At 46.3% G+C, this 19,507-nt stretch carries 15 protein-coding genes; 8 read left to right on the top strand and 7 right to left on the bottom strand.

The features are described 5' to 3' along the window. Window positions 1-72: 72 nt before the first annotated feature. Window positions 73-1,002 carry a Kdo(2)-lipid IV(A) acyltransferase gene (locus FKN16_RS18185; RefSeq protein ID WP_170903311.1) on the top strand — a complete coding sequence of 310 codons (930 nt, stop codon included), beginning with the start codon at window positions 73-75 and terminating at the stop codon, window positions 1,000-1,002. Window positions 1,003-1,057: 55 nt separating this feature from the next. Here the strand turns inward: FKN16_RS18185 and panC are convergent, their stop codons facing one another. From panC to sfsA, 7 genes are all read right to left on the bottom strand, one after another. Next, on the bottom strand, window positions 1,058-1,963 hold the full coding sequence (gene panC / locus FKN16_RS18180) for a pantoate--beta-alanine ligase (RefSeq protein WP_005396717.1): 906 nt from the start codon (window positions 1,961-1,963) through the stop codon (window positions 1,058-1,060). A gap of 11 nt (window positions 1,964-1,974) precedes the next feature. After that, entirely contained in the window at window positions 1,975-2,769 is a 795-nt protein-coding gene (gene panB / locus FKN16_RS18175; RefSeq protein ID WP_005396718.1) for a 3-methyl-2-oxobutanoate hydroxymethyltransferase, read from the bottom strand. Between the two features lie 24 nt (window positions 2,770-2,793). After that, a complete protein-coding gene (folK, locus tag FKN16_RS18170; RefSeq protein ID WP_005396720.1) occupies window positions 2,794-3,279 on the bottom strand; it encodes a 2-amino-4-hydroxy-6-hydroxymethyldihydropteridine diphosphokinase in 486 nt (161 codons plus the stop codon). Then, window positions 3,276-4,643, bottom strand: a complete 1,368-nt coding sequence (gene pcnB / locus FKN16_RS18165) for a polynucleotide adenylyltransferase PcnB (protein ID WP_170903310.1) — start codon at window positions 4,641-4,643, stop codon at window positions 3,276-3,278. The genes folK and pcnB overlap by 4 nt, the downstream gene beginning before the upstream one ends. Before the next feature lie 101 nt (window positions 4,644-4,744). Then, on the bottom strand, window positions 4,745-5,608 hold the full coding sequence (gene gluQRS, locus FKN16_RS18160; protein WP_046875072.1) for a tRNA glutamyl-Q(34) synthetase GluQRS: 864 nt from the start codon (window positions 5,606-5,608) through the stop codon (window positions 4,745-4,747). Between the two features lie 96 nt (window positions 5,609-5,704). Further along, window positions 5,705-6,151, bottom strand: a complete 447-nt coding sequence (gene dksA / locus FKN16_RS18155; protein WP_005386584.1) for an RNA polymerase-binding protein DksA — start codon at window positions 6,149-6,151, stop codon at window positions 5,705-5,707. Between the two features lie 136 nt (window positions 6,152-6,287). Beyond that, window positions 6,288-7,004, bottom strand: a complete 717-nt coding sequence (sfsA, locus tag FKN16_RS18150) for a DNA/RNA nuclease SfsA (protein ID WP_170903309.1) — start codon at window positions 7,002-7,004, stop codon at window positions 6,288-6,290. Window positions 7,005-7,070: 66 nt separating this feature from the next. Between sfsA and hrpB the strand changes: the two genes are divergently transcribed. The 7 genes from hrpB to FKN16_RS18115 all read left to right on the top strand — a co-directional run bounded on the left by hrpB (window position 7,071) and on the right by FKN16_RS18115 (window position 19,475). Next, on the top strand, window positions 7,071-9,539 hold the full coding sequence (gene hrpB, locus FKN16_RS18145; RefSeq protein WP_170903308.1) for an ATP-dependent helicase HrpB: 2,469 nt from the start codon (window positions 7,071-7,073) through the stop codon (window positions 9,537-9,539). After that, the gene (gene mrcB, locus FKN16_RS18140; RefSeq protein ID WP_046875069.1) at window positions 9,532-11,904 is read left to right on the top strand and encodes a penicillin-binding protein 1B; all 2,373 of its coding nucleotides are present in this window, start codon (window positions 9,532-9,534) and stop codon (window positions 11,902-11,904) included. Before hrpB ends, mrcB begins: the two co-directional genes overlap by 8 nt. Before the next feature lie 122 nt (window positions 11,905-12,026). Further along, on the top strand, window positions 12,027-14,357 hold the full coding sequence (locus tag FKN16_RS18135; RefSeq protein ID WP_170903307.1) for a patatin-like phospholipase family protein: 2,331 nt from the start codon (window positions 12,027-12,029) through the stop codon (window positions 14,355-14,357). A gap of 268 nt (window positions 14,358-14,625) precedes the next feature. Further along, window positions 14,626-17,223 carry a bifunctional aconitate hydratase 2/2-methylisocitrate dehydratase gene (acnB, locus tag FKN16_RS18130; RefSeq protein ID WP_074191768.1) on the top strand — a complete coding sequence of 866 codons (2,598 nt, stop codon included), beginning with the start codon at window positions 14,626-14,628 and terminating at the stop codon, window positions 17,221-17,223. 99 nt (window positions 17,224-17,322) lie between these two features. After that, window positions 17,323-17,691 carry a YacL family protein gene (locus FKN16_RS18125; RefSeq protein ID WP_012841428.1) on the top strand — a complete coding sequence of 123 codons (369 nt, stop codon included), beginning with the start codon at window positions 17,323-17,325 and terminating at the stop codon, window positions 17,689-17,691. 188 nt (window positions 17,692-17,879) lie between these two features. Beyond that, window positions 17,880-18,218 carry a P-II family nitrogen regulator gene (locus FKN16_RS18120; protein ID WP_005396729.1) on the top strand — a complete coding sequence of 113 codons (339 nt, stop codon included), beginning with the start codon at window positions 17,880-17,882 and terminating at the stop codon, window positions 18,216-18,218. Window positions 18,219-18,245: 27 nt separating this feature from the next. Further along, window positions 18,246-19,475, top strand: coding sequence for an ammonium transporter (locus FKN16_RS18115; RefSeq protein WP_046875065.1), 1,230 nt, complete (start codon window positions 18,246-18,248; stop codon window positions 19,473-19,475). The last annotated feature ends 32 nt before the right edge of the window (window positions 19,476-19,507 follow it).

The following is a 19,507-nucleotide window of genomic DNA, read 5'->3' as shown; positions in this document are numbered from 1 at the left end:
AATACATGCCCATACAATCATTCAGTTTTTATCATGATAGGTTTCAATCATTTGTAATAAATGAGTAATCCTATGAATATTGTCCCGCCGCCGCCTTTCTCCTATCAGTTACTTAAGCCCAAATATTGGTCTGTTTGGCTGGCATTTGGATCTTTAGCGATTCTTGTTAATGTACTGCCATACATAGTATTGCGAATCTTAGGTAGAAGTATCGGCTGTGTTGCGATGCATGTAATGAAGCGCCGACACAAGATCGCTCTGCGTAATCTCCAGCTGTGTTTCCCTGATTTTACGGATTGGCAATGTAAGGACGTAGTACGAAAAAACTTTCAATATACGGGAATGGCGATCATCGAAACGGGGATCGCCTGGTTTTGGCCAGATTGGCGGATACGTCGGATAACCTCTACTGTTGGGAAAGATCGTTTACTCGCTGAGGAAAAGAATGGCCGTGGTGTGTTGGTGGTGTGCAGTCACCATTTAAACTTGGAGATAACCGCTCGTATTTTTAGCCAGTTTGCCAAAGGTTACGGTGTGTATCGCCCAAATTCGAATCCTGCTTATGAGTTTATTCAACATCGAGGTCGAACTCGTTTTGGGTATCAAATGATTGATCGAAAAGACGTGAAATCAATGCTCAAAGTTCTGAAAAATGGTCATCGACTTTGGTATTTGCCCGACCATGATTATGGCGTTAGCCATTCTGTTTTTGCGCCGTTCTTTGCTGTTGAACAAGCCGCGAGTACCGTGGGCTCTAGTGTGCTTATAGACGCAACAAAGTGTGCGGTCATATCTGGCGTCACAGTGAGCAAGAATCACCATTACACGTTGTATATTGGAAAAGATATCAGTGAGCGTTTCGAGAGGCGTAATGCGATTAAAGCGGCAAGTATCTTGAATCAAGAACTCGAGAAAATGATAAAACGTGATATTCCAGCGTGGATGTGGTTGCACAAGCGGTTTAAAACACGTCCTGAAGGATTAGATTGCGTCTATACGTAGAACATAAAAAAGGTCGACTAAGAGTCGACCTTTTTACGTCTTGATGGCTCAGAGCTTACTCTGCGCTCTCTGAGTTTGTATTACTAGACTCTGCTTCTTCCTTCGCTTCGACAACCATATCTACCGTTTGGTTATCGATAAGACGAGCTTTGCCTAAGAACGCAGACATCAGAATGACGGCTTGTGTCGTTTCTGGTGTGATCACTTGTAATGTACGAGCATCACGAATGAAGATCTCATCAGGGTGCAAACCTGCAGCTCGCAGTTGGTCGCTCGCATCTTCGATGATCGATGCGTAGTCATCACGGCCGCCACGAATGGCACTGCTGATCCAACGCATTGTACGAGCAAGTACAGGCGCACGCTGGCGCTCATCCAGCGTGAGTAAGCCATTGCGAGAGCTCATAGCTAACCCGTCCATTTCACGTACGGTTGGTACACCAATGATTTCAATGTCCATCGCAAGATCGACAACCATCTTGCGGATAACCGCAAGTTGTTGAAAATCTTTCTCACCAAAACAGGCCACATCTGGCTGAACGATGTTAAATAGCTTGTTTACGATGGTTGTGACGCCACGGAAATGACCTGGGCGTGAAGCCCCTTCGAGAATTGTCGATAGACCCGGAACATCAACAAACGTTTGTTTATCAAGCCCTTCAGGATAGATAACTTCTGGTGTTGGCGTAAATACCACATCGACCCCTTCAGAGGTCAACTTGCTTAAGTCTTCCTCTAGCGTACGTGGGTAATTATTTAAATCGTCTGCACGATCAAACTGCATCGGGTTAACAAAGATGCTTACGACAACGATATCAGCGTATTCGCGTGCTTTACGCACTAAAGTTAAGTGACCTTCGTGAAGGTTGCCCATGGTTGGGACAAACGCAATTTTACGACCTTCACGTTTAAAGGTTTTAAGGTGTTCACGAACTGCTGAGATTTCCGCAAAAGTTTGCATGCATTTATCCTCTAGGCAATGGTATGAGCGTCGTCTGGGAATACACCGTTGGCTACATCTTCAATATATTTAGCAACGGCTTTGCGCATATCACCTGTTTCAGCAAGAAAGTTTTTGGAGAATTTCGGCATGTAGTTGGCAGAGATACCGAACATATCATGCATCACGAGAATTTGACCATCTGTCACGTTACCAGCTCCAATACCGATAACAGGCACGTCGAGCACTTGCGTAATACGCTCAGCAAGCTCAGCAGGCACGCACTCTAGTAAGACGATTTGAGCGCCTGCTTCTTGCAGTGCTAACGCATCTTTCACCATGCGGTCCGCTTTTTCTTGATCGCGACCTTGAACTTTGTAACCACCAAAAATATTCACGGCTTGAGGAGTTAAACCAAGGTGAGCACAAACTGGAACCGAGCGTTCAGTGAGCATTTTTACAGTGTCGACTAGCCAGTCACCACCTTCAATTTTCACCATATTGGCACCCGCACGCATCAGTGTAGCCGCATTTTCGCAAGCTTGCTCTGGCGTGGTGTAGCTCATGAATGGCATGTCAGCCATCAACAAACAATTTGGGCTACCTGCGCGTACGCAACGAGTATGGTAAGCGATATCATCGACCGTTACTGGCAGAGTATCGTTGTGACCTTGCAAAACCATACCTAGAGAATCACCAACAAGAAGTACTGGCATTTCTTGGCTTTCAAACAGTTGGGCAAAGCTCGCATCATAAGCGGTTGAAGTAGCAAATTTACGACCTTCTTGCTTCCACTTGATTAGGTCGTTGATGGTCATTTTTTTCATGGTTTTATCCTTACTAGGAGTTGGCTATGACTGCCAGATACTGAGGCCGTTTCTATCTACTTGTTCCAGTAGTTTAGAGACCTCGGTCCCATCGGGGAGTTGTAAACTTGGTGCAATTTCCGCAAGAGGGTAGAGTACGAATTCACGCTCTTTCATTCCATAATGAGGAACGATCAGCCTCTCGGAATTAATCACCTCATTGCCATAAAGAACAATGTCGAGGTCCAAGGTTCTTGGTCCCCAACGTTCGTCTTTACGGACACGCCCTTGTTCTTGCTCAATGGCTTGTGTGCAATCGAGCAATTCAAGAGGCGTCAAACTGGTGTTAATCGACACAACCGCATTGATGTAATCCGGTTGGTTTTGTGGTCCCATTGGCGTGCTGCTGTATAGCGAAGAAGCCTGAACAAATTCTGATTTAGGCAGCGTTTTTAACGCTTCAATCGCTTGCTTCGCTTGGCTGACAGGATCAGCCAAGTTACTGCCTACCGCAATGTACGCTGTGATCATGACTTAGGCTTACTCTTTTTCTTGCGATAGGTTTTACGGCGGCGCTGACCACTCTTCGGTGATTGACCGTCTAGGTCGGCAGCCATTGCTTGACGCATTTCTCGGCCTGCATTTTGGAAAGTTTCCCACCACTTGGCAAGCTTCTGAGTGTCATCACCTTCAATTTCACCGCGCATTTCAAGAAAATCAAAGCCAGCTCTAAATTTATTGAGCTCCATCAGGCGGAATGCACGTTTACCGTTGCGTCGTGGAAGACGAAGCTGTAACTGCCAAATCTCGCGAATGGTTGCGGTGTGGCGTCTTGGAATAGCAATTGTACGAACTTGCTCATCAAGAATGATGTTACTCGCTTCCATAATAGCGTCGTAATGGCCTAGGTTGCGCTCTTCCATCAGTTCATCGGCTTTCGCACACAGTGGGTACCACAGCATTGCAGCAAACATAAATGCTGGATTGATGCGTTTCCCATCTTCGATGCGCATGTCAGTAGAATCCAACACGAGATCCAACATTTGCTCAGTGTGAGAGGAGTAATCTTCTGTAAAGTGCGCTGCAATCGTCGGGAAGAGCTGTTGGAATAGGTTGTACTCACGCAGTAGGTGGTAGGTTTCTAAGCCATGACCGGATTGCAATAACTTGAGTGACTCTTCAAAAAGACGCGCTGACGGAATGTCACCGAGCAACGGTGCCATGTGTTCGATTGGTGCCGCGGTGTCTTCTTCAATATCAAAGTCCAGCTTTACCGCGAAGCGAACCGCACGCAACATACGTACTGGATCTTCACGGTAGCGTGTTTCTGGATCGCCAATCAGTCGAATGAGGCGATCTTCTAAATCCTCAATACCACGTGCGTAGTCGTGAATCGAGTAATCCGCGATGTTGTAGTACATCGAGTTAATCGTGAAATCACGGCGCTCAGCATCTTCATCGATGGTGCCGTAGACATTGTCCCGCAGCAGCATTCCTTCTTTCGATTGCTGAGAGATGCTCTTATTCTTTTGCTCTTGGTGGTGACCGCGGAATGTCGCTACTTCAATGATATCTCGGCCAAACATAATGTGAGCCAAGCGGAAGCGGCGACCAATCAAACGGCAGTTACGAAATAGCTGTTTGATCTGTTCCGGCGTTGCGTTGGTCGCAATGTCAAAATCTTTTGGTTTCTGTCCAAGCAGTAAGTCTCGAACCCCGCCACCCACAAGAAAAGCATCGAAACCAGCACCATTTAGGCGGTACAGTACCTTCAGTGCATTATCACTGATCTGCTTACGCGAAATGTTGTGCTCTTCACGAGTTATTACATTGAGAGCGAGCTCTGGAATAGTGGCAGGTTCGCTTGGTGTATAGTCGTTTGTATTCATGTGCATCTGGCAATAACTGGGTTTAGTCCAATCTTGCTTTGGTTAGTTTTTGCGCCTCTAGGGCCTAATTTGCGGCTAATGATAGCCTACACAATGCCATTTGAGAATCACGGTGTGATCTCGATCTCTGTTGGAAGCTGTTCCAAGCGCCAGTTTTCGCAGCCCCAACGAAGAATCTCTTCTATGTTGGCCGCTTTTATGGCTTCAGGTATCTCGAAGCCCAAAAATGTCATGGCGCGTAATAGAGTAGGCTTTGGTGTCTCTATATCAATAGCCGTCGCGTGATTTTGTTTCGACAGTTTATTGCCGTTGTTGTCCATCGCCAATGGTAAATGCAAGTAGCTGACTTCAGGCTGCCCAAGTATCTGGTACAGACTGATTTGACGGCCTGTTGGCTCGATTAAGTCTGCACCACGCACGACTTCGGTGACGCCTTGGTCGATGTCGTCCAATACTACCGCAAGATTATAAGCAAATAATCCATCTCGACGTTTAATAATGAAATCTTCATTAACGAGTTGCTCTGGAATTTTAATTGTTCCACGCTTCTGATCGAAGAAATGAGCGACAGGCTTGGTCATTTTTAGGCGAATCGCGCCGTCTTTCAAGTTTTTATCGCGGCAAGTGCCAGGATAAAACCCGCCATGCTCTTTAATTTGCTTTCGAGTACATTGGCAATAATAGGCCTCACCATTTTCGAGCCATGTGTTTATTTGGGCTTGGTAAAGGTCATGACGTTCACTCTGGTATACCACCTCTCCATCCCAATGCAGCTGATAGGCTTTGAGCGCATCTAGGATAAGTTGCGCCGCACCTGGCATTTCTCTTGGTGGGTCCAAGTCCTCAATACGTACTAACCAGGTTCCGTTGTGTGCTTTCGCTTGAAAATAGCTGCCAAGAGCGGCAATCAGTGAACCAAAATGTAAAGGACCAGAAGGAGATGGGGCGAATCGACCTACATAGCGTGTCATGCGTGTATCTCGAATTTAGTAAACAAATGGGATGCAGAGATAGTCAAAACAAAAAGGGAGCCTGAGCTCCCTTCAATAATCATAATGCTTGGTTGATTAACCTTGCATTTGCTTCTCTTTGATTTCTGCAAGTGTTTTACAGTCAATACATAGGTCAGCGGTTGGACGTGCTTCAAGACGGCGAACGCCAATCTCTACGCCACAAGACTCACAGAAGCCAAAATCGTCTTCTTTGATTTTATCCAAAGTCTTTTCAATCTTCTTGATCAAACGGCGTTCGCGGTCGCGGTTACGCAGTTCTAGGCTGAACTCTTCCTCTTGAGAGGCGCGGTCAACTGGATCTGGGAAGTTTGCTGCTTCGTCCTGCATGTGGTGAACGGTACGATCCACTTCAGCTCTCAGCTGGTCGCGCCAAGCTGTTAAGATTTTCGTAAAGTGTTCAACCTGCTCTGGTGACATGTACTCTTCACCAGGTTTTTCCTGATATGGCTCCACGCCGGCAATGGCTAGGATGCCTATCGTTTTCTTCTTTGATTCTGGCATACAGCATCTCCTACTTACACCTAGTCAACTGCTACGCAGTCAATTTAAGGCGGGTATCTATAGCAAAAAGAGGCGGTGCAAGCAAATACTGAATCGCAAAGTTATCGTCAATGTGAAGACGACATCATTTTTTCTCTTAATTGATAAAATCAATAGCGGAAATCAGCTTCATTCCAGTATCGCTCAGTTCAGCTTTGTAGCAGAGAACTTCCACTCCAGCGTCTTGTGCTTGTTTGAGTAATAGTGAATATTTCGCGTCTATATGGTGCGCCGCGGATACTTTTTCAATACCTGAATGTAAAACAGTGAATAAAAGTATGGCTCTACTTCCATTTTGTGCCATTTCTGTGAGCTCTCTCAGGTGCTTTTGTCCCCGAGTCGTGACCGCATCTGGGAAGTATCCTTGTCCAGTAGAGTCGGTCTCATCAAGAAGAGTGACGCTTTTCACTTCTATATAGCACTTTGGCTTGTTGTCTGCGCTGAGCAAGATATCAATTCGGCTATTTTCATTACCGTATTTCACCTCAGTTTGAAGTGTGTCATAACCACAAAGCTCTGAAATGACATTATTTTCAATAGCCTCAACGGCCAGTTGGTTGGCGCGCGCGGTATTGATACAAATACGGTGGCCTTGTTCGGTTTCACTCAACTCCCAACTATTGGGATATTTTCGTTTCGGGTTGTCGGAAGTGGAATACCAAACTTTGTTTCCCGGTGTCGCACAACCTGTCATAGCGCCAGTGTTTGCGCAGTGGATAGTACGAATTTCACCGGTATCGAGTTCGATATCGGCAAGAAAGCGTTTATAGCGTTTGATTAGAGTGGCGGACTCTAAAGCGGGTGTGAAATGCATTTGCTTATTTAGACAAAAATTTTTTTATGTACAATGTTGCCACCATTACACCATAAGGTATTTCCTTTGTCACAATTGCCGATTGAAGCCGTGATGCCTGAGTTGCTGACGGCGGTCAAAAATCAACATCAAGTGATCTTAAAAGCGGCGCCTGGTGCCGGTAAGTCGACCTACTTCCCTTTACAGCTCCTCTTAAACCATTCGGTTGTTGGAAAAATCATCATGCTCGAACCAAGACGACTCGCGGCGCGTAACATTGCCCGTTATCTTGCTGAGCAATTGGGAGAACAAGTTGGTCAACGCGTGGGTTATCGAGTTCGTGGCGAGGCAAAGGTAAGTTCTGCAACGCAGTTGGAGATCGTGACTGAAGGGATCATGACTAGGATGATTCAAACTGACCCTGAACTGGATGGTGTTGATCTGCTGATCTTTGATGAGTTTCATGAACGCAGCATTCATGCCGATACCGCTTTGGCATTCAGTTTAGAAGTTCAAGAGGCATTGCGAGACGATCTCAAGCTGGTGGTAATGTCGGCAACGCTTGATCAACAAGCCTTACAGTCGTTGTTGCCGGAAGCCAGTTACATTGAATCAGAAGGACGCAGTTTCGACGTAGAAATGCGTTACCAACCGTTAGGTGTGAATGATCATTTACCTACGAGTATGGCAAAAACAATAGAAAGTCTTATGAACAAAGAGTCCGGCTCTTTGTTGGTTTTCCTACCGGGCGTTGGGGCCATTAAACAAGTCGAAGAACGTTTATCTCATTTGGCGGATGATATTGAAGTGTGTCCGCTTTATGGGCAACTGAGCTTTACTGAGCAACAAAAAGCCATCACGCCGGCAGAACACGGCAAGCGTAAAGTCGTACTCGCGACCAACATCGCAGAAACTTCACTGACGATTGAAGGCATTCGCCTTGTGGTTGATTCTGGGTTAGAGCGTATTGCCCGGTTTGATTTGAAAAACGGTTTAACACGCTTAGAGCAAACACGCATTGCACAGTCTTCAGCGATTCAGCGTGCAGGACGAGCAGGGCGGATCGAAGAGGGCATTTGTGTTCGTCTTTATTCTGAAAGTCAGTTCAAGCAACAGCCGCAGGTTTCTCAACCCGAAATTTTGCATTCCGATTTGGCGAGTTTAGTTATGGAGCTGGCCTTTTGGGGAGCGGGTGATATCCACGATCTCAAGTGGCTTGATGTTCCTGCTAATGCGTCATTGGAACAAGCGAAGCAGCTATTGGTGTCATTGGGACTACTGACGGAAAAAGGGCAATTAACGTCTGAAGGAAAACAGGCGCATGAACTAGGCGTTGAGCCTCGTGCGGCTGCGATGCTAATCAAAGCGCAATCTTACAGTGATAAGATGTTAAATGCTGCTTTGGCAGCGGTCGCACTGATTGAAGAGCCAGAGAGAAACGTTACCAATATCGCTCATAGCTTGCATCGTTGGCTTGTTGGTACTCATCCAAAAAAGTCGCTGTTGTTCAAGCGTGCTCGATCTCTAGCGTACAAATTGGATACGGTATTTGACCTGAAAGGCGTGGATGAAGAAGCATTACCGCTGGTGTTAAGTTTGGCATTTCCAGATCGCATTGCGCAGCAGCGTACGAATCAATTTGGGCGATTTACTTTGGCTAATGGTCATGGTGCAGAATGTCGTCAGGAAGACATGCTAGGTGGCTGTGAGTATTTGGTTGCCGTTGACTTAATGCGTTCTCATTCTAACTCCAGTCAAATTCATTCGGCATGTGAATTGGATGTCAATATATTGCGAGCGACCTTTGAAGCGCTATTTTCGTCTGAAGAAGTTGTAGACTGGGATGAAAAAAGAGGGCGTCTAATGGCTGAGCGACAAACAAAACTCGGTCAGCTGGTGGTTGAACGCGAGCCTTTGCCAAGCCCTGGCAAAGAAAAAATGACACAAGCTTTACTCACGTATGTCCGCCGCCAGGGCTTACAGAGTCTAAACTGGACACCGGCAGCGGAGAGCTTGTTGGCTCGGGTTCGTTGTGCGGTGGAATGGTTACCCGAGCAATCATGGCCAATGTTTGATGAAGCCAGTTTGTTGGATTCATTAGAAGAGTGGTTAGAGCCGTACATGACGTCCGTCAGTTCGGTTAACGATTTGAGCAAGATAAACTTGGTCGAAGCGCTGAACGCTCGATTAGGTTGGCCACTCAATCAACAACTGGATGAATGGTTACCAGAGCATTACCAACTGCCTACAGGTTCAAAGAAGCGTATCCGTTACCAGTATGGCCATGAGCCGAAATTATCGGTGCGTATGCAAGAGGTATTTGGTGAGAGTGGCTCCCCTACGGTAGCGCTTGGTCGTAAGCGTTTGGTGCTTGAACTGCTTTCGCCGGCACAACGTCCGCTGCAAGTGACGTCTGACTTGGCGGCTTTCTGGAACGGAAGCTATAAAGACGTTCAAAAAGAGATGAAAGGGCGCTACCCAAAACACGTTTGGCCAGATGATCCTGCCAATCATGTAGCAACTACGAAAACAAAAAGACAATTGAATAATGACTAACAGCAAGAAGCCTAGCGCGAAAAAAGCGCCAGCGAAGAAAAGTACAACCAATAAAGGAACGACAAAACCGACTCGACGCACACCGAGTAAAAAGCCGGCTAACGAGAAACGTTCGTGGCTGAAAGTTTTGTGGTCATTTAGCTGGAAAGCCGGTGTTGCGCTTGCCGCTGTTTTGCTGTTTGTGGGTATTTATTTAGATAGTGTCGTGAAAGAGCGCTTTGAAGGCCAGCTGTTTGAACTGCCAACGGTGGTTTATGCTCGCATCTTGAACTTAAATCCGGGTGAAAATATCACCATTCAAGAACTGCGCAACGAGCTGGATGTACTGAATTACCGTAAGGTAAGTCAGCCTCGCTATCCTGGTGAGTACTCTTCTTCTTCCACTCGTATTGAGCTGATCCGTCGTCCATTTGAATTTGCCGATGGTCCTGAACCGGATCGTCACGTGATGCTCCATTTTTCAGATTCTGGCTTACAGCGTATTCAGTCTTTAGAGTCCCGAGGTGATCTTGGTTACTTACGCTTAGAGCCTAAGATGTTGGGGATGCTGGAGAAAGATCAAGATGAGCAGCGTCTGTTCTTGCGTCGTGATCAGTTCCCGGAAATTTTAGTTGATGCACTGCTTGCGACCGAAGACCGGGATTTTTATCAACACGATGGGGTGTCTCCACTCGCGATTGCACGAGCAATGGTTGCAAACATTAAAGCGGGTCGTACTGTTCAAGGTGGTAGTACGCTAACTCAGCAGTTGGCGAAAAACCTGTTTTTGACCCGTGATAAGACGCTGTGGCGCAAAGTTAGAGAAGCGTATATTGCGTTAATTTTGGATTACCGTTACAGCAAAGATCGTATTTTGGAAGCCTACCTTAACGAAGTGTATCTAGGGCAAAGCGGTGGTGAAGCGATCCACGGGTTTGGCTTGGCATCGCGTTATTACTTTGGACAACCGATCCAAGAGCTGCGAATCGATCAGCTGGCGATGTTAGTTGGGATGGTAAAAGGACCATCTTACTACAATCCAATTCGTTACCCTGAGCGCACGAAAGAGCGCCGCGATCTTGTATTACGTTTGTTGATGCAGCAAAACATGCTGACATCTGAGCAGTATGAGCAAGCCGTCAGTCGTTCGCTTGATACGCAGAGTAAACCACGTATTGCGAGCCGTCAGCCCGCTTATTTCCAACAATTGAGCATTGAATTGAAAGAAAAAGTGGGGGAGCGATTTAAAGCGGAAACCGGACTACGCGTGTTTACGTCTCTGGATCCGGTATCGCAAAGCAAAATGGAGCAAGCCATCGCGAAAAAGATCCCGGAGCTAGCTAAACGAGGCGGTAAAGAATTGGAAGCTGCCGCTGTTGCGGTTGATCGTCATAGTGGTGAAATCCGTGCCATGGTTGGCGGTAAACGTGTTGGTTATGAAGGTTTTAACCGCGCGCTCAATGCCAGTCGTCCAATTGGTTCTCTAGTTAAACCAGCGATTTACTTGACGGCTTTAGAACAACCGGAAAAATATAACCTAGGCACGACGCTGCACGACACGCCGCTAAGCCTGAAAAGCAGTAAAGGTAATGTATGGACACCGCGTAACTACGACCGAAAATACCGTGGTGATGTGCCACTCTACATTGCTTTAGCGAAGTCACTCAACGTGCCAACTGTGCGCTTAGGCATGGCGCTTGGTATCCCAGAAGTATCCAATACTTTAGAACGTTTGGGCGTCAACAAAGACGAAATCCGCCCAGTGCCTTCGATGTTTTTGGGCTCGTTTTCTTTGACGCCGTTTGAAGTCGCGCAGATGTATCAGACACTGACGAACTCAGGCAAACGTGCGAAACTGACCGCTCTGCGTTCAGTGATGGATATGGAAGGTAATGTGCTGTATCAATCCTTGCCTCGTTCATCAAGAGCCGTGGATGAGCAAGCAGCATGGCTAACGACCTACGCGATGAAACAGGGGGTTGCTCAAGGTACAGGCCGCTTCTTACAAAGCCAGTTTGGTTGGGCTGCACTGGCAGGAAAAACGGGTACCAGTAACGATAACCGCGATAGCTGGTTTGTCGGTGTTGATGGCCGTGAAGTGACGACAATTTGGCTAGGTCGCGACGATAACAAACCGGTTCATCTAACGGGATCGAGCGGTGCATTACGAGTGTACGCAGAGTATTTGAAGCAACGCATTCCTGAGCGTTTAGAGCTTCCATGGCCAAGAGAGATCACCACGTTAGGATTTAAGCCGACATCAGATGGTGGTTTAGAAATGAACTGTCGTAGTGATTACAAACTGCCAGTTTGGGATAAAACGGGTCAAATAAAGCAGCAGTGTGAGAAGAAATCAAACTGGCTTAACAGCTTATTTGATTGGTAGCATCGCCAAATCAACAACATTAGCTTGTCTCTCTGGTCAATTCTTAGTACATATTAGGGCGTGTTAGTGCGGTGCTGCTAGCACGCCCTACTTGATAAGAAATTCAACAAAGGAAGAAGTGAATGTTCAAAAAGCTGTTATCAAGCCCGTCGACTCGCCATTTCGCGCTTTGGGTTAGTGCCTTTTTGATCACCACTCCTTCAGTTTCCCTCGCAAACTCTCTAGCAAAAACGGATGACTTGGAGCCTCGCCCAAAGGTGGCGGTTGTGCTCGCTGGTGGCGGAGCAAAAGGCGCTGCGCATATCGGCGCTCTCAAAGCATTAGAAGAGATGCAGATCCCGGTCGATATCGTAACGGGCACCAGTATGGGCGCTTATGTTGGTGGTCTCTATGCAACGGGGATGAGCGCTGATGAAATTGAAAGTTTTATCTACACCGTCGATTGGAGCAGTGGTTATCGAGATCGTGTCGACCGTAGTCAACGCCGAGTTCGTGATAAAGAGTATGAAGACCGCTATCAAATTAACACTGACCTCGGCTTAAGATTTGGTGAGGTTCGTGCCCCAACGGGTGTCGTGCAAGGCCAGAACATGTTGCGCGTATTGCGTGAGACTACAGGGAACTTAGGGCGATTCGACTCTTTTGATGATCTTGCCATTCCTTACCGCTCTGTGGCGACAGATATTCTTGCGCTAGAGGAAGTGGTTCTTGGCAATGGCTACCTCGTGGACGCCATGATGGCCAGTATGTCTGTACCAGGAGCGCTCCCTCCCTATAAGCTCAATGGCCATATGCTTGTCGATGGTGGCGTCGTCAATAACATGCCTGTCGATGTGGCTCGCGCCATGGGGGCAGATGTTGTTATTGCTGTCGATATTAGCACCGACTACAAAACCGAAGATGAGTTTACCGGGCTGTTTACTGTAGCGGATCAACTTTCTAATTACCTAGTTCGTCGCAGTACGCAACAGCAAGTGGACGAGCTTGAACCACAAGATATTTATATTCGTCCCAATGTGGGCACCATGGAAACGGTCGAGTTCGACAAAATGCCTTGGGCTTTTCAAGCGGGTTACGATATTACCAAGCAGTTAAAAGACAAGCTGAAAGGGTTGCGCTTGTCCAACGCGGACTATCAAAAATACATCGATCGCAAACAAGAAGTTCGTAAAACTTTGATTTATGGCGATCAGCGTGTGGTTGATGACATTGTGATTGTAAATAACACGCACTACAGCGATGTGCTATTGACGAATCGTATTGAACTAGAAACCGGACGTCGTATTTCAACGGCCGAAATTGAGAAAGCCGTTGAAAACCTCTACGCGTTAGATCGGTTCGAGCTCATCACTTATCACTTTGAAGAGGTGGATGGTGAGACATTGTTGGTTTTTGATGTTAACGAGAAGTCGTGGGGACCTAATTATCTCAACTTCCGATTTTTTCTTGAAGATGACTTCGATACAGATAGCCAGTACGGCATAGGAATATCGACCAACTTTACCAATTTAAACTCTCATGGCGCGGAGTTGGCGTTCAACGTAGAAATGGGCACGGATAAGCTGATTGAAGCTGAGTTGTATTCCCCTGTTTTATCTAGCCAAGAACTTTTTGTATCGGGGCGAATTTCCTATGGCAGTGAGAGCCGAAACTTACCTTTAACAGAGCCTCAAGCACCAGATTTAGAGTCAGTAAATGACTTTTTTCCGGTCACTTACGATGATTTTACAACAGAGTTAGCGATAGGTATCCAACCCACATTGTGGCAAGAACTTCGATTTGGCGCTCGCTACTCAACCGGAGATATTGAGCTTTCTACTTTGGCTTCTGCTGGTAAATTGGATTTTGAACGTCGTGGCCTGTTTGCCAACTATCGCCTAGATACACTTGATGATTTCGCATTTCCGACTCGTGGACTTTTAGTCGATCTCGAATATTTAGTGTCTCATGATCAAAGTCCTCAAGGCGTTAGCCTTTTAGAGACTGACAAAATTATTGAAGATACCGTGTATGAAATCTCTGCACGATTTAAAGGTGCAGTGAGTCATCAGCGTCATACTTTAGTCGGACATGCTGAATATAGTTTTGTAGAGAGTAAAAACTCATCTTTACCGCTTGATCCCAGAGAGTTGGGCGGCTTTTTAAGCCTATCGGGAATCCCAAGAAATAGCCTGATCGGACAGAACTTATTTTTCAGCAGTTTGGTGTACCGATATAAGTGGTTTGATAATGATTTCGGATTGTTTGAAGCTCCAGTCTACCTGGGCGCATCGGTCGAATATGGCGGTGTTTGGTCTGATAATGATCTGAAACTAAACGAAGCGCCGCTTTACAATGCAGGCTCCATCTTCTTCGGTGTTGACTCACCAATAGGACCAATAATGTTGGCATACGGTCGTACCGAGCAAGATTTGGATGCTGTGTATTTGATCGTAGGAACATCGTTTAATTAATCGGGTATGAGAAAGCAAAAACTTGGCATATTTGGTCAAAATTAGCAGAACTTTAGTCGTAAGTTGCTATGTTGGTCAAAATGATAAGATTTTAATTTAAGGTTAAATTTGCTATTATTTTGCCCACAGTTTGGCCTCTACGGCGCTGTTTCTCAATCATAATTGAATGAAAACAAGGGCAATGGAGAGCCAAGTTTCCAAGGATGTTCACTCCTTTACTTTAACAATAGTAATAATAGAGGAGGAACCGCAATGAGAGGAAAAAGTCGTGCTTGAAGCCTACCGTAAACACGTCGAAGAGCGTGCTGCTGAAGGAGTTGTTCCTAAACCGCTAGACGCAGAACAAGTTGCTGGACTTGTAGAACTTCTGAAAAATCCCCCACAAGGTGAAGAAGAGTTCATTCTTGACCTACTTGAAAACCGCATCCCACCAGGTGTTGATGAAGCCGCTTATGTTAAAGCGGGTTTCCTAACCGCTGTAGCAACAGGTGAAGTTAAATCACCACTTGTGAGCCGTGAAAAAGCGGCTGAACTGCTAGGCACTATGCAAGGTGGTTACAACATCGCACCGCTCGTTGAGCTATTGGATGACGAAGCACTGGCAGAGATTGCTGTAGAAGCGCTGTCTCATACACTTCTGATGTTTGATGCTTTCTATGATGTAGAAGAGAAAGCAAAAGCAGGCAATGCGCATGCACAGAAAGTACTTCAGTCATGGGCTGATGCTGAGTGGTTCCTTTCTAAGCCTAAGCTTGAAGAAAAAGTCACTCTAACTGTATTTAAAGTAACAGGTGAAACGAACACGGATGACCTTTCACCTGCACCTGATGCTTGGTCTCGTCCTGATATCCCAGTGCACGCACTTGCGATGCTGAAGAACGAGCGTGAAGGCATCAATCCTGATCAACCGGGCAATATTGGTCCGATCAAGCAAATTGAAGAATTGAAAGAAAAAGGTCACCAATTGGTTTACGTTGGTGATGTTGTTGGTACTGGTTCTTCACGTAAATCTGCAACCAACTCAGTACTTTGGTTCATGGGAGATGATATCCCTTACGTTCCAAACAAACGTGCTGGTGGTTATGTGCTTGGTGGTAAAATTGCACCTATCTTCTTCAACACAATGGAAGATGCGGGCGCACTACCAATCGAAGTCGACGTGACTAAGCTCAACATGGGCGATGTTATCGATGTTTACCCATATGAAGGTAAAGTTTGTAATCACGAAACAGGTGAAGTTTTAGCTGAGTTCTCGCTGAAAACGGAAGTACTGATTGATGAAGTTCGTGCTGGCGGTCGTATCCCATTGATCATCGGTCGTGGTTTGACAGACAAAGCGCGTCAATCGCTAGGTCTTGAGCCTTCGGATGTATTCCGTAAACCTGGTGAAATTGCAGATTCTGGCAAGGGTTACACGCTTGCACAGAAAATGGTTGGTAAAGCGTGTGGCGTAGAAGGCATTCGCCCTGGTACCTACTGTGAGCCGAAGATGACGACAGTAGGCTCGCAAGATACTACCGGCCCTATGACTCGTGATGAACTTAAAGACTTGGCGTGTTTGGGCTTCTCTGCTGACCTTGTCATGCAGTCTTTCTGTCACACCTCTGCGTACCCAAAACCAGTAGACGTAAACACGCACCACACACTTCCGGACTTTATCATGAACCGCGGTGGCGTATCTCTTCGCCCGGGTGACGGTATTATCCATTCATGGCTAAACCGTATGCTACTGCCGGATACAGTCGGTACGGGTGGTGACTCACATACTCGTTTCCCGCTAGGTATTTCATTCCCAGCAGGTTCGGGGTTGGTTGCCTTTGCAGCTGCGACAGGCGTTATGCCACTAGATATGCCTGAGTCAATCTTGGTTCGCTTTAAAGGTGAAATGCAACCGGGTATCACACTGCGTGACCTTGTTCATGCCATCCCTTACTACGCGATTCAGCAAGGTCTACTAACAGTAGAGAAAGCGGGCAAGATCAACGAATTCTCTGGCCGTATCCTTGAGATTGAAGGCCTAGAAACGCTAACGGTTGAGCAAGCATTTGAGCTTTCTGATGCATCTGCAGAGCGTTCGGCGGCAGGTTGTACTGTGAAACTGTCTCAAGAGTCGATCGAAGAGTACCTAAACTCTAACATCGTGATGCTGAAGTGGATGATCTCTGAAGGTTACGGTGACCGCCGTACTATCGAACGTCGTATTACCGCGATGGAAGAGTGGTTGGCAAATCCTGAGCTGATGCAAGCGGATAAAGATGCTGAATACGCACATGTTATTGAAATCGATATGGCTGAAATCAATGAGCCAGTACTATGTGCACCGAATGATCCGGATGACGCTCGCTTGTTGTCTGAAGTACAAGGCACAGCGATTGATGAAGTCTTCATCGGTTCTTGTATGACGAACATCGGTCACTTCCGCGCTGCTGGTAAGCTGCTAGATAAGTTCAACGGACAGCTTGCAACTCGTCTATGGATCGCTCCGCCAACGAAGATGGACAAGGATCAGCTAACGGAAGAGGGTTATTACGGTATCTTTGGCCGTGCTGGGGTTCGAATCGAAACACCAGGATGTTCACTGTGTATGGGTAACCAAGCGCGTGTTGCAGACAAATCAACAGTGATGTCTACCTCAACGCGTAACTTCCCGAACCGTCTAGGTACTGGTGCGAATGTTTACCTGTCGTCTGCGGAACTAGCTGCCGTAGGTGCAATCCTTGGTAAGATTCCAACTAAAGAAGAGTACTTGGAGTATGCGAAGCAAATTGATGCAACCGCTACAGATACTTACCGCTACTTGAACTTCCATAAAATGGATCAGTACACCAAGAAAGCGGATGAAGTGATCTTCCAAGAGCCTGCATAAGTTTAACGGCACAATTAAAAAGCACCTCAAACGAGGTGCTTTTTTTATGGGCGCAATTCGCTATACTCCGCACCAAATTGATACGAAAAGGCAATCTCGATGGAATTTGAATTCATCCGTAACACGTTGATGGGCGAGTACTACGTAAAATGCAGCATGGGGCATGAGATTGTTGGGCGCTGGCTACAAGAAGAAATTGGCAAAGATCCTATGAAGATTGCTCAGGTAGAAAAGCTAATTGAGCAGTCATTTTCAGCGCCTTCTCAAGAGCATAACCTAACAGGAACAGAAATTAGCTTGATGATTCAGGGCGATGAAGTCCTAGTGCAAGAAAACGCATTGGCCCATGACCATGATGTTGAGATGGAAAGTGAATTCGATTTCTACAATGCAGAAAGTACAGCAAGCTGTGGAATAGAGGACTTCATGATTCTTATCGAGCGATGGAAAGACTTTTTGAACATTTAGTGCACAGTTTTGGGTAACTTTCCTTCTGTTGCTTTAAATTTGTGAAAAGGGCGCACCGATATGGTGCGCCCTTTTTGTTTATAGATATGTAAATTGACGTTAGTTTTTATTATTCAATGACTTAAAAACTTGGCACGTAGATTGGATTATTAGAAGTGTTTCAGGATGAAAGCTTCGGAGAGAATTGAATGAAAATAATCAATGCCATTATTAAGCCGTTTAAATTAGACGATGTGCGAGAAGCATTGGCTAACGTCGGTATCGAAGGGATGACGGTATCAGAAGTTAAGGGGTTTGGTCGTCAAAAAGGCCACACGGAACTGTATCGCGGCGCTGAGTATCAGGTCGATTTCCTACCAAAAGTGAAAATTGAAATCGCTACTCATGCGGATAATGTTGAGCGAGTGGTTGAAGCGATTACAAAAGCTGCGCAAACAGGAAAGATTGGTGACGGTAAAATTTTTGTCTACGACCTGAACCAAGCGGTGCGTATCCGAACGGGCGAAATGGACGCAGAAGCACTTTAAGAATTCAAGGGATTGGAGAAACTTATTATGGAATTAACAACAACAGTAACCGAGTTACGTTACGCACTTGACACCTTTTTCTTCCTCATTTCCGGTGCGTTGGTAATGTGGATGGCAGCTGGTTTTGCGATGCTAGAGGCTGGTCTTGTGCGCTCTAAGAACACAACAGAAATTCTTACGAAGAACATCTGTTTGTACGCAATTGCATGTACGATGTTTCTGATCGTTGGTTACAACATCATGTATGTCGACAACGGAGAAGGAGGCTGGTTACCTTCATTTGGTGCGTTGATTGGTACCCAAGGAGAAGGGGCTGATCACTCTCTAGAATCTGACTTCTTCTTCCAAGTCGTCTTCGTTGCAACGGCAATGTCCGTCGTTTCTGGTGCGGTGGCTGAACGTATGAAGCTTTGGTCTTTCTTGGTTTTCTCTGCAATTTTGACCGCATTTATCTACCCAATGGAAGGTTATTGGACATGGGGCGGTGGTTTCCTAGCAGAAGCTGGATTTAGCGACTTTGCGGGTTCAGGCATCGTACATATGGCTGGTGCTTCTGCAGCTCTCGCTGGTGTGTTATTGCTTGGTGCTCGTAAAGGTAAATATGGAAAAAACGGTGAAATCTACCCGATTCCAGGTTCAAACATGCCTTTGGCAACACTAGGTACTTTCATCCTTTGGTTTGGTTGGTTTGGGTTTAACGGTGGTTCTCAGTTGATGGTTTCAGACTTTGAGAACGCAACAGCGGTAGGTCAGATCTTCCTAAACACCAACGCAGCTGCTGCTGCAGGTGCTATTGCGGCGCTATTTGTATGTAAAACGACTTGGGGCAAAGCGGATTTAACGATGATTCTCAATGGTGCGCTAGCTGGCTTGGTTGCTATCACCGCAGATCCTCTATCACCATCGCCATTATATGCAGTTGCTATCGGTGCAGTATCTGGCGCGCTAGTCGTATTCAGCATCATTGGCCTAGATAAACTAAAAATTGATGACCCAGTCGGTGCGATTTCAGTGCATGGTGTTTGTGGCTTCTTTGGTTTGATGGTTGTGCCACTAAGTAACGGCGATGCTACATTCGGTGCGCAGCTTTTAGGTGCAGTCGTTATCTTTGCTTGGGTATTTGGTGCCAGTCTAGTGGTGTGGGCTATCTTGAAAGCAACCGTTGGAATTCGCGTCACGGAAGATGAAGAAATGGAAGGTATGGACATGCATGATTGTGGCGTCGGTGCGTACCCAGAATTTGTCACTGTGAAGTAATCAATAGCCTGTAATAAATAGTTACACTCTCA

The organism is Vibrio sp. 11-4(1) (assembly GCF_013048625.1).
In the GTDB taxonomy this organism is placed as follows: Bacteria; Pseudomonadota; Gammaproteobacteria; order Enterobacterales; family Vibrionaceae; genus Vibrio; species Vibrio diabolicus.
This window is presented reverse-complemented; position numbering and strand designations above follow the sequence as displayed.

Coding starts and splice junctions, on each gene's coding strand:
- FKN16_RS18185 (WP_170903311.1), top strand. CDS start 73: ATGAATATTGTCCCGCCGCCGCCTTTCTCCTATCAGTTACTTAAGCCC.
- panC (WP_005396717.1), bottom strand. CDS start 1,963: ATGCAAACTTTTGCGGAAATCTCAGCAGTTCGTGAACACCTTAAAACC.
- panB (WP_005396718.1), bottom strand. CDS start 2,769: ATGAAAAAAATGACCATCAACGACCTAATCAAGTGGAAGCAAGAAGGT.
- folK (WP_005396720.1), bottom strand. CDS start 3,279: ATGATCACAGCGTACATTGCGGTAGGCAGTAACTTGGCTGATCCTGTC.
- pcnB (WP_170903310.1), bottom strand. CDS start 4,643: ATGCACATGAATACAAACGACTATACACCAAGCGAACCTGCCACTATT.
- gluQRS (WP_046875072.1), bottom strand. CDS start 5,608: ATGACACGCTATGTAGGTCGATTCGCCCCATCTCCTTCTGGTCCTTTA.
- dksA (WP_005386584.1), bottom strand. CDS start 6,151: ATGCCAGAATCAAAGAAGAAAACGATAGGCATCCTAGCCATTGCCGGC.
- sfsA (WP_170903309.1), bottom strand. CDS start 7,004: ATGCATTTCACACCCGCTTTAGAGTCCGCCACTCTAATCAAACGCTAT.
- mrcB (WP_046875069.1), top strand. CDS start 9,532: ATGACTAACAGCAAGAAGCCTAGCGCGAAAAAAGCGCCAGCGAAGAAA.
- FKN16_RS18135 (WP_170903307.1), top strand. CDS start 12,027: ATGTTCAAAAAGCTGTTATCAAGCCCGTCGACTCGCCATTTCGCGCTT.
- FKN16_RS18125 (WP_012841428.1), top strand. CDS start 17,323: ATGGAATTTGAATTCATCCGTAACACGTTGATGGGCGAGTACTACGTA.
- FKN16_RS18120 (WP_005396729.1), top strand. CDS start 17,880: ATGAAAATAATCAATGCCATTATTAAGCCGTTTAAATTAGACGATGTG.
- FKN16_RS18115 (WP_046875065.1), top strand. CDS start 18,246: ATGGAATTAACAACAACAGTAACCGAGTTACGTTACGCACTTGACACC.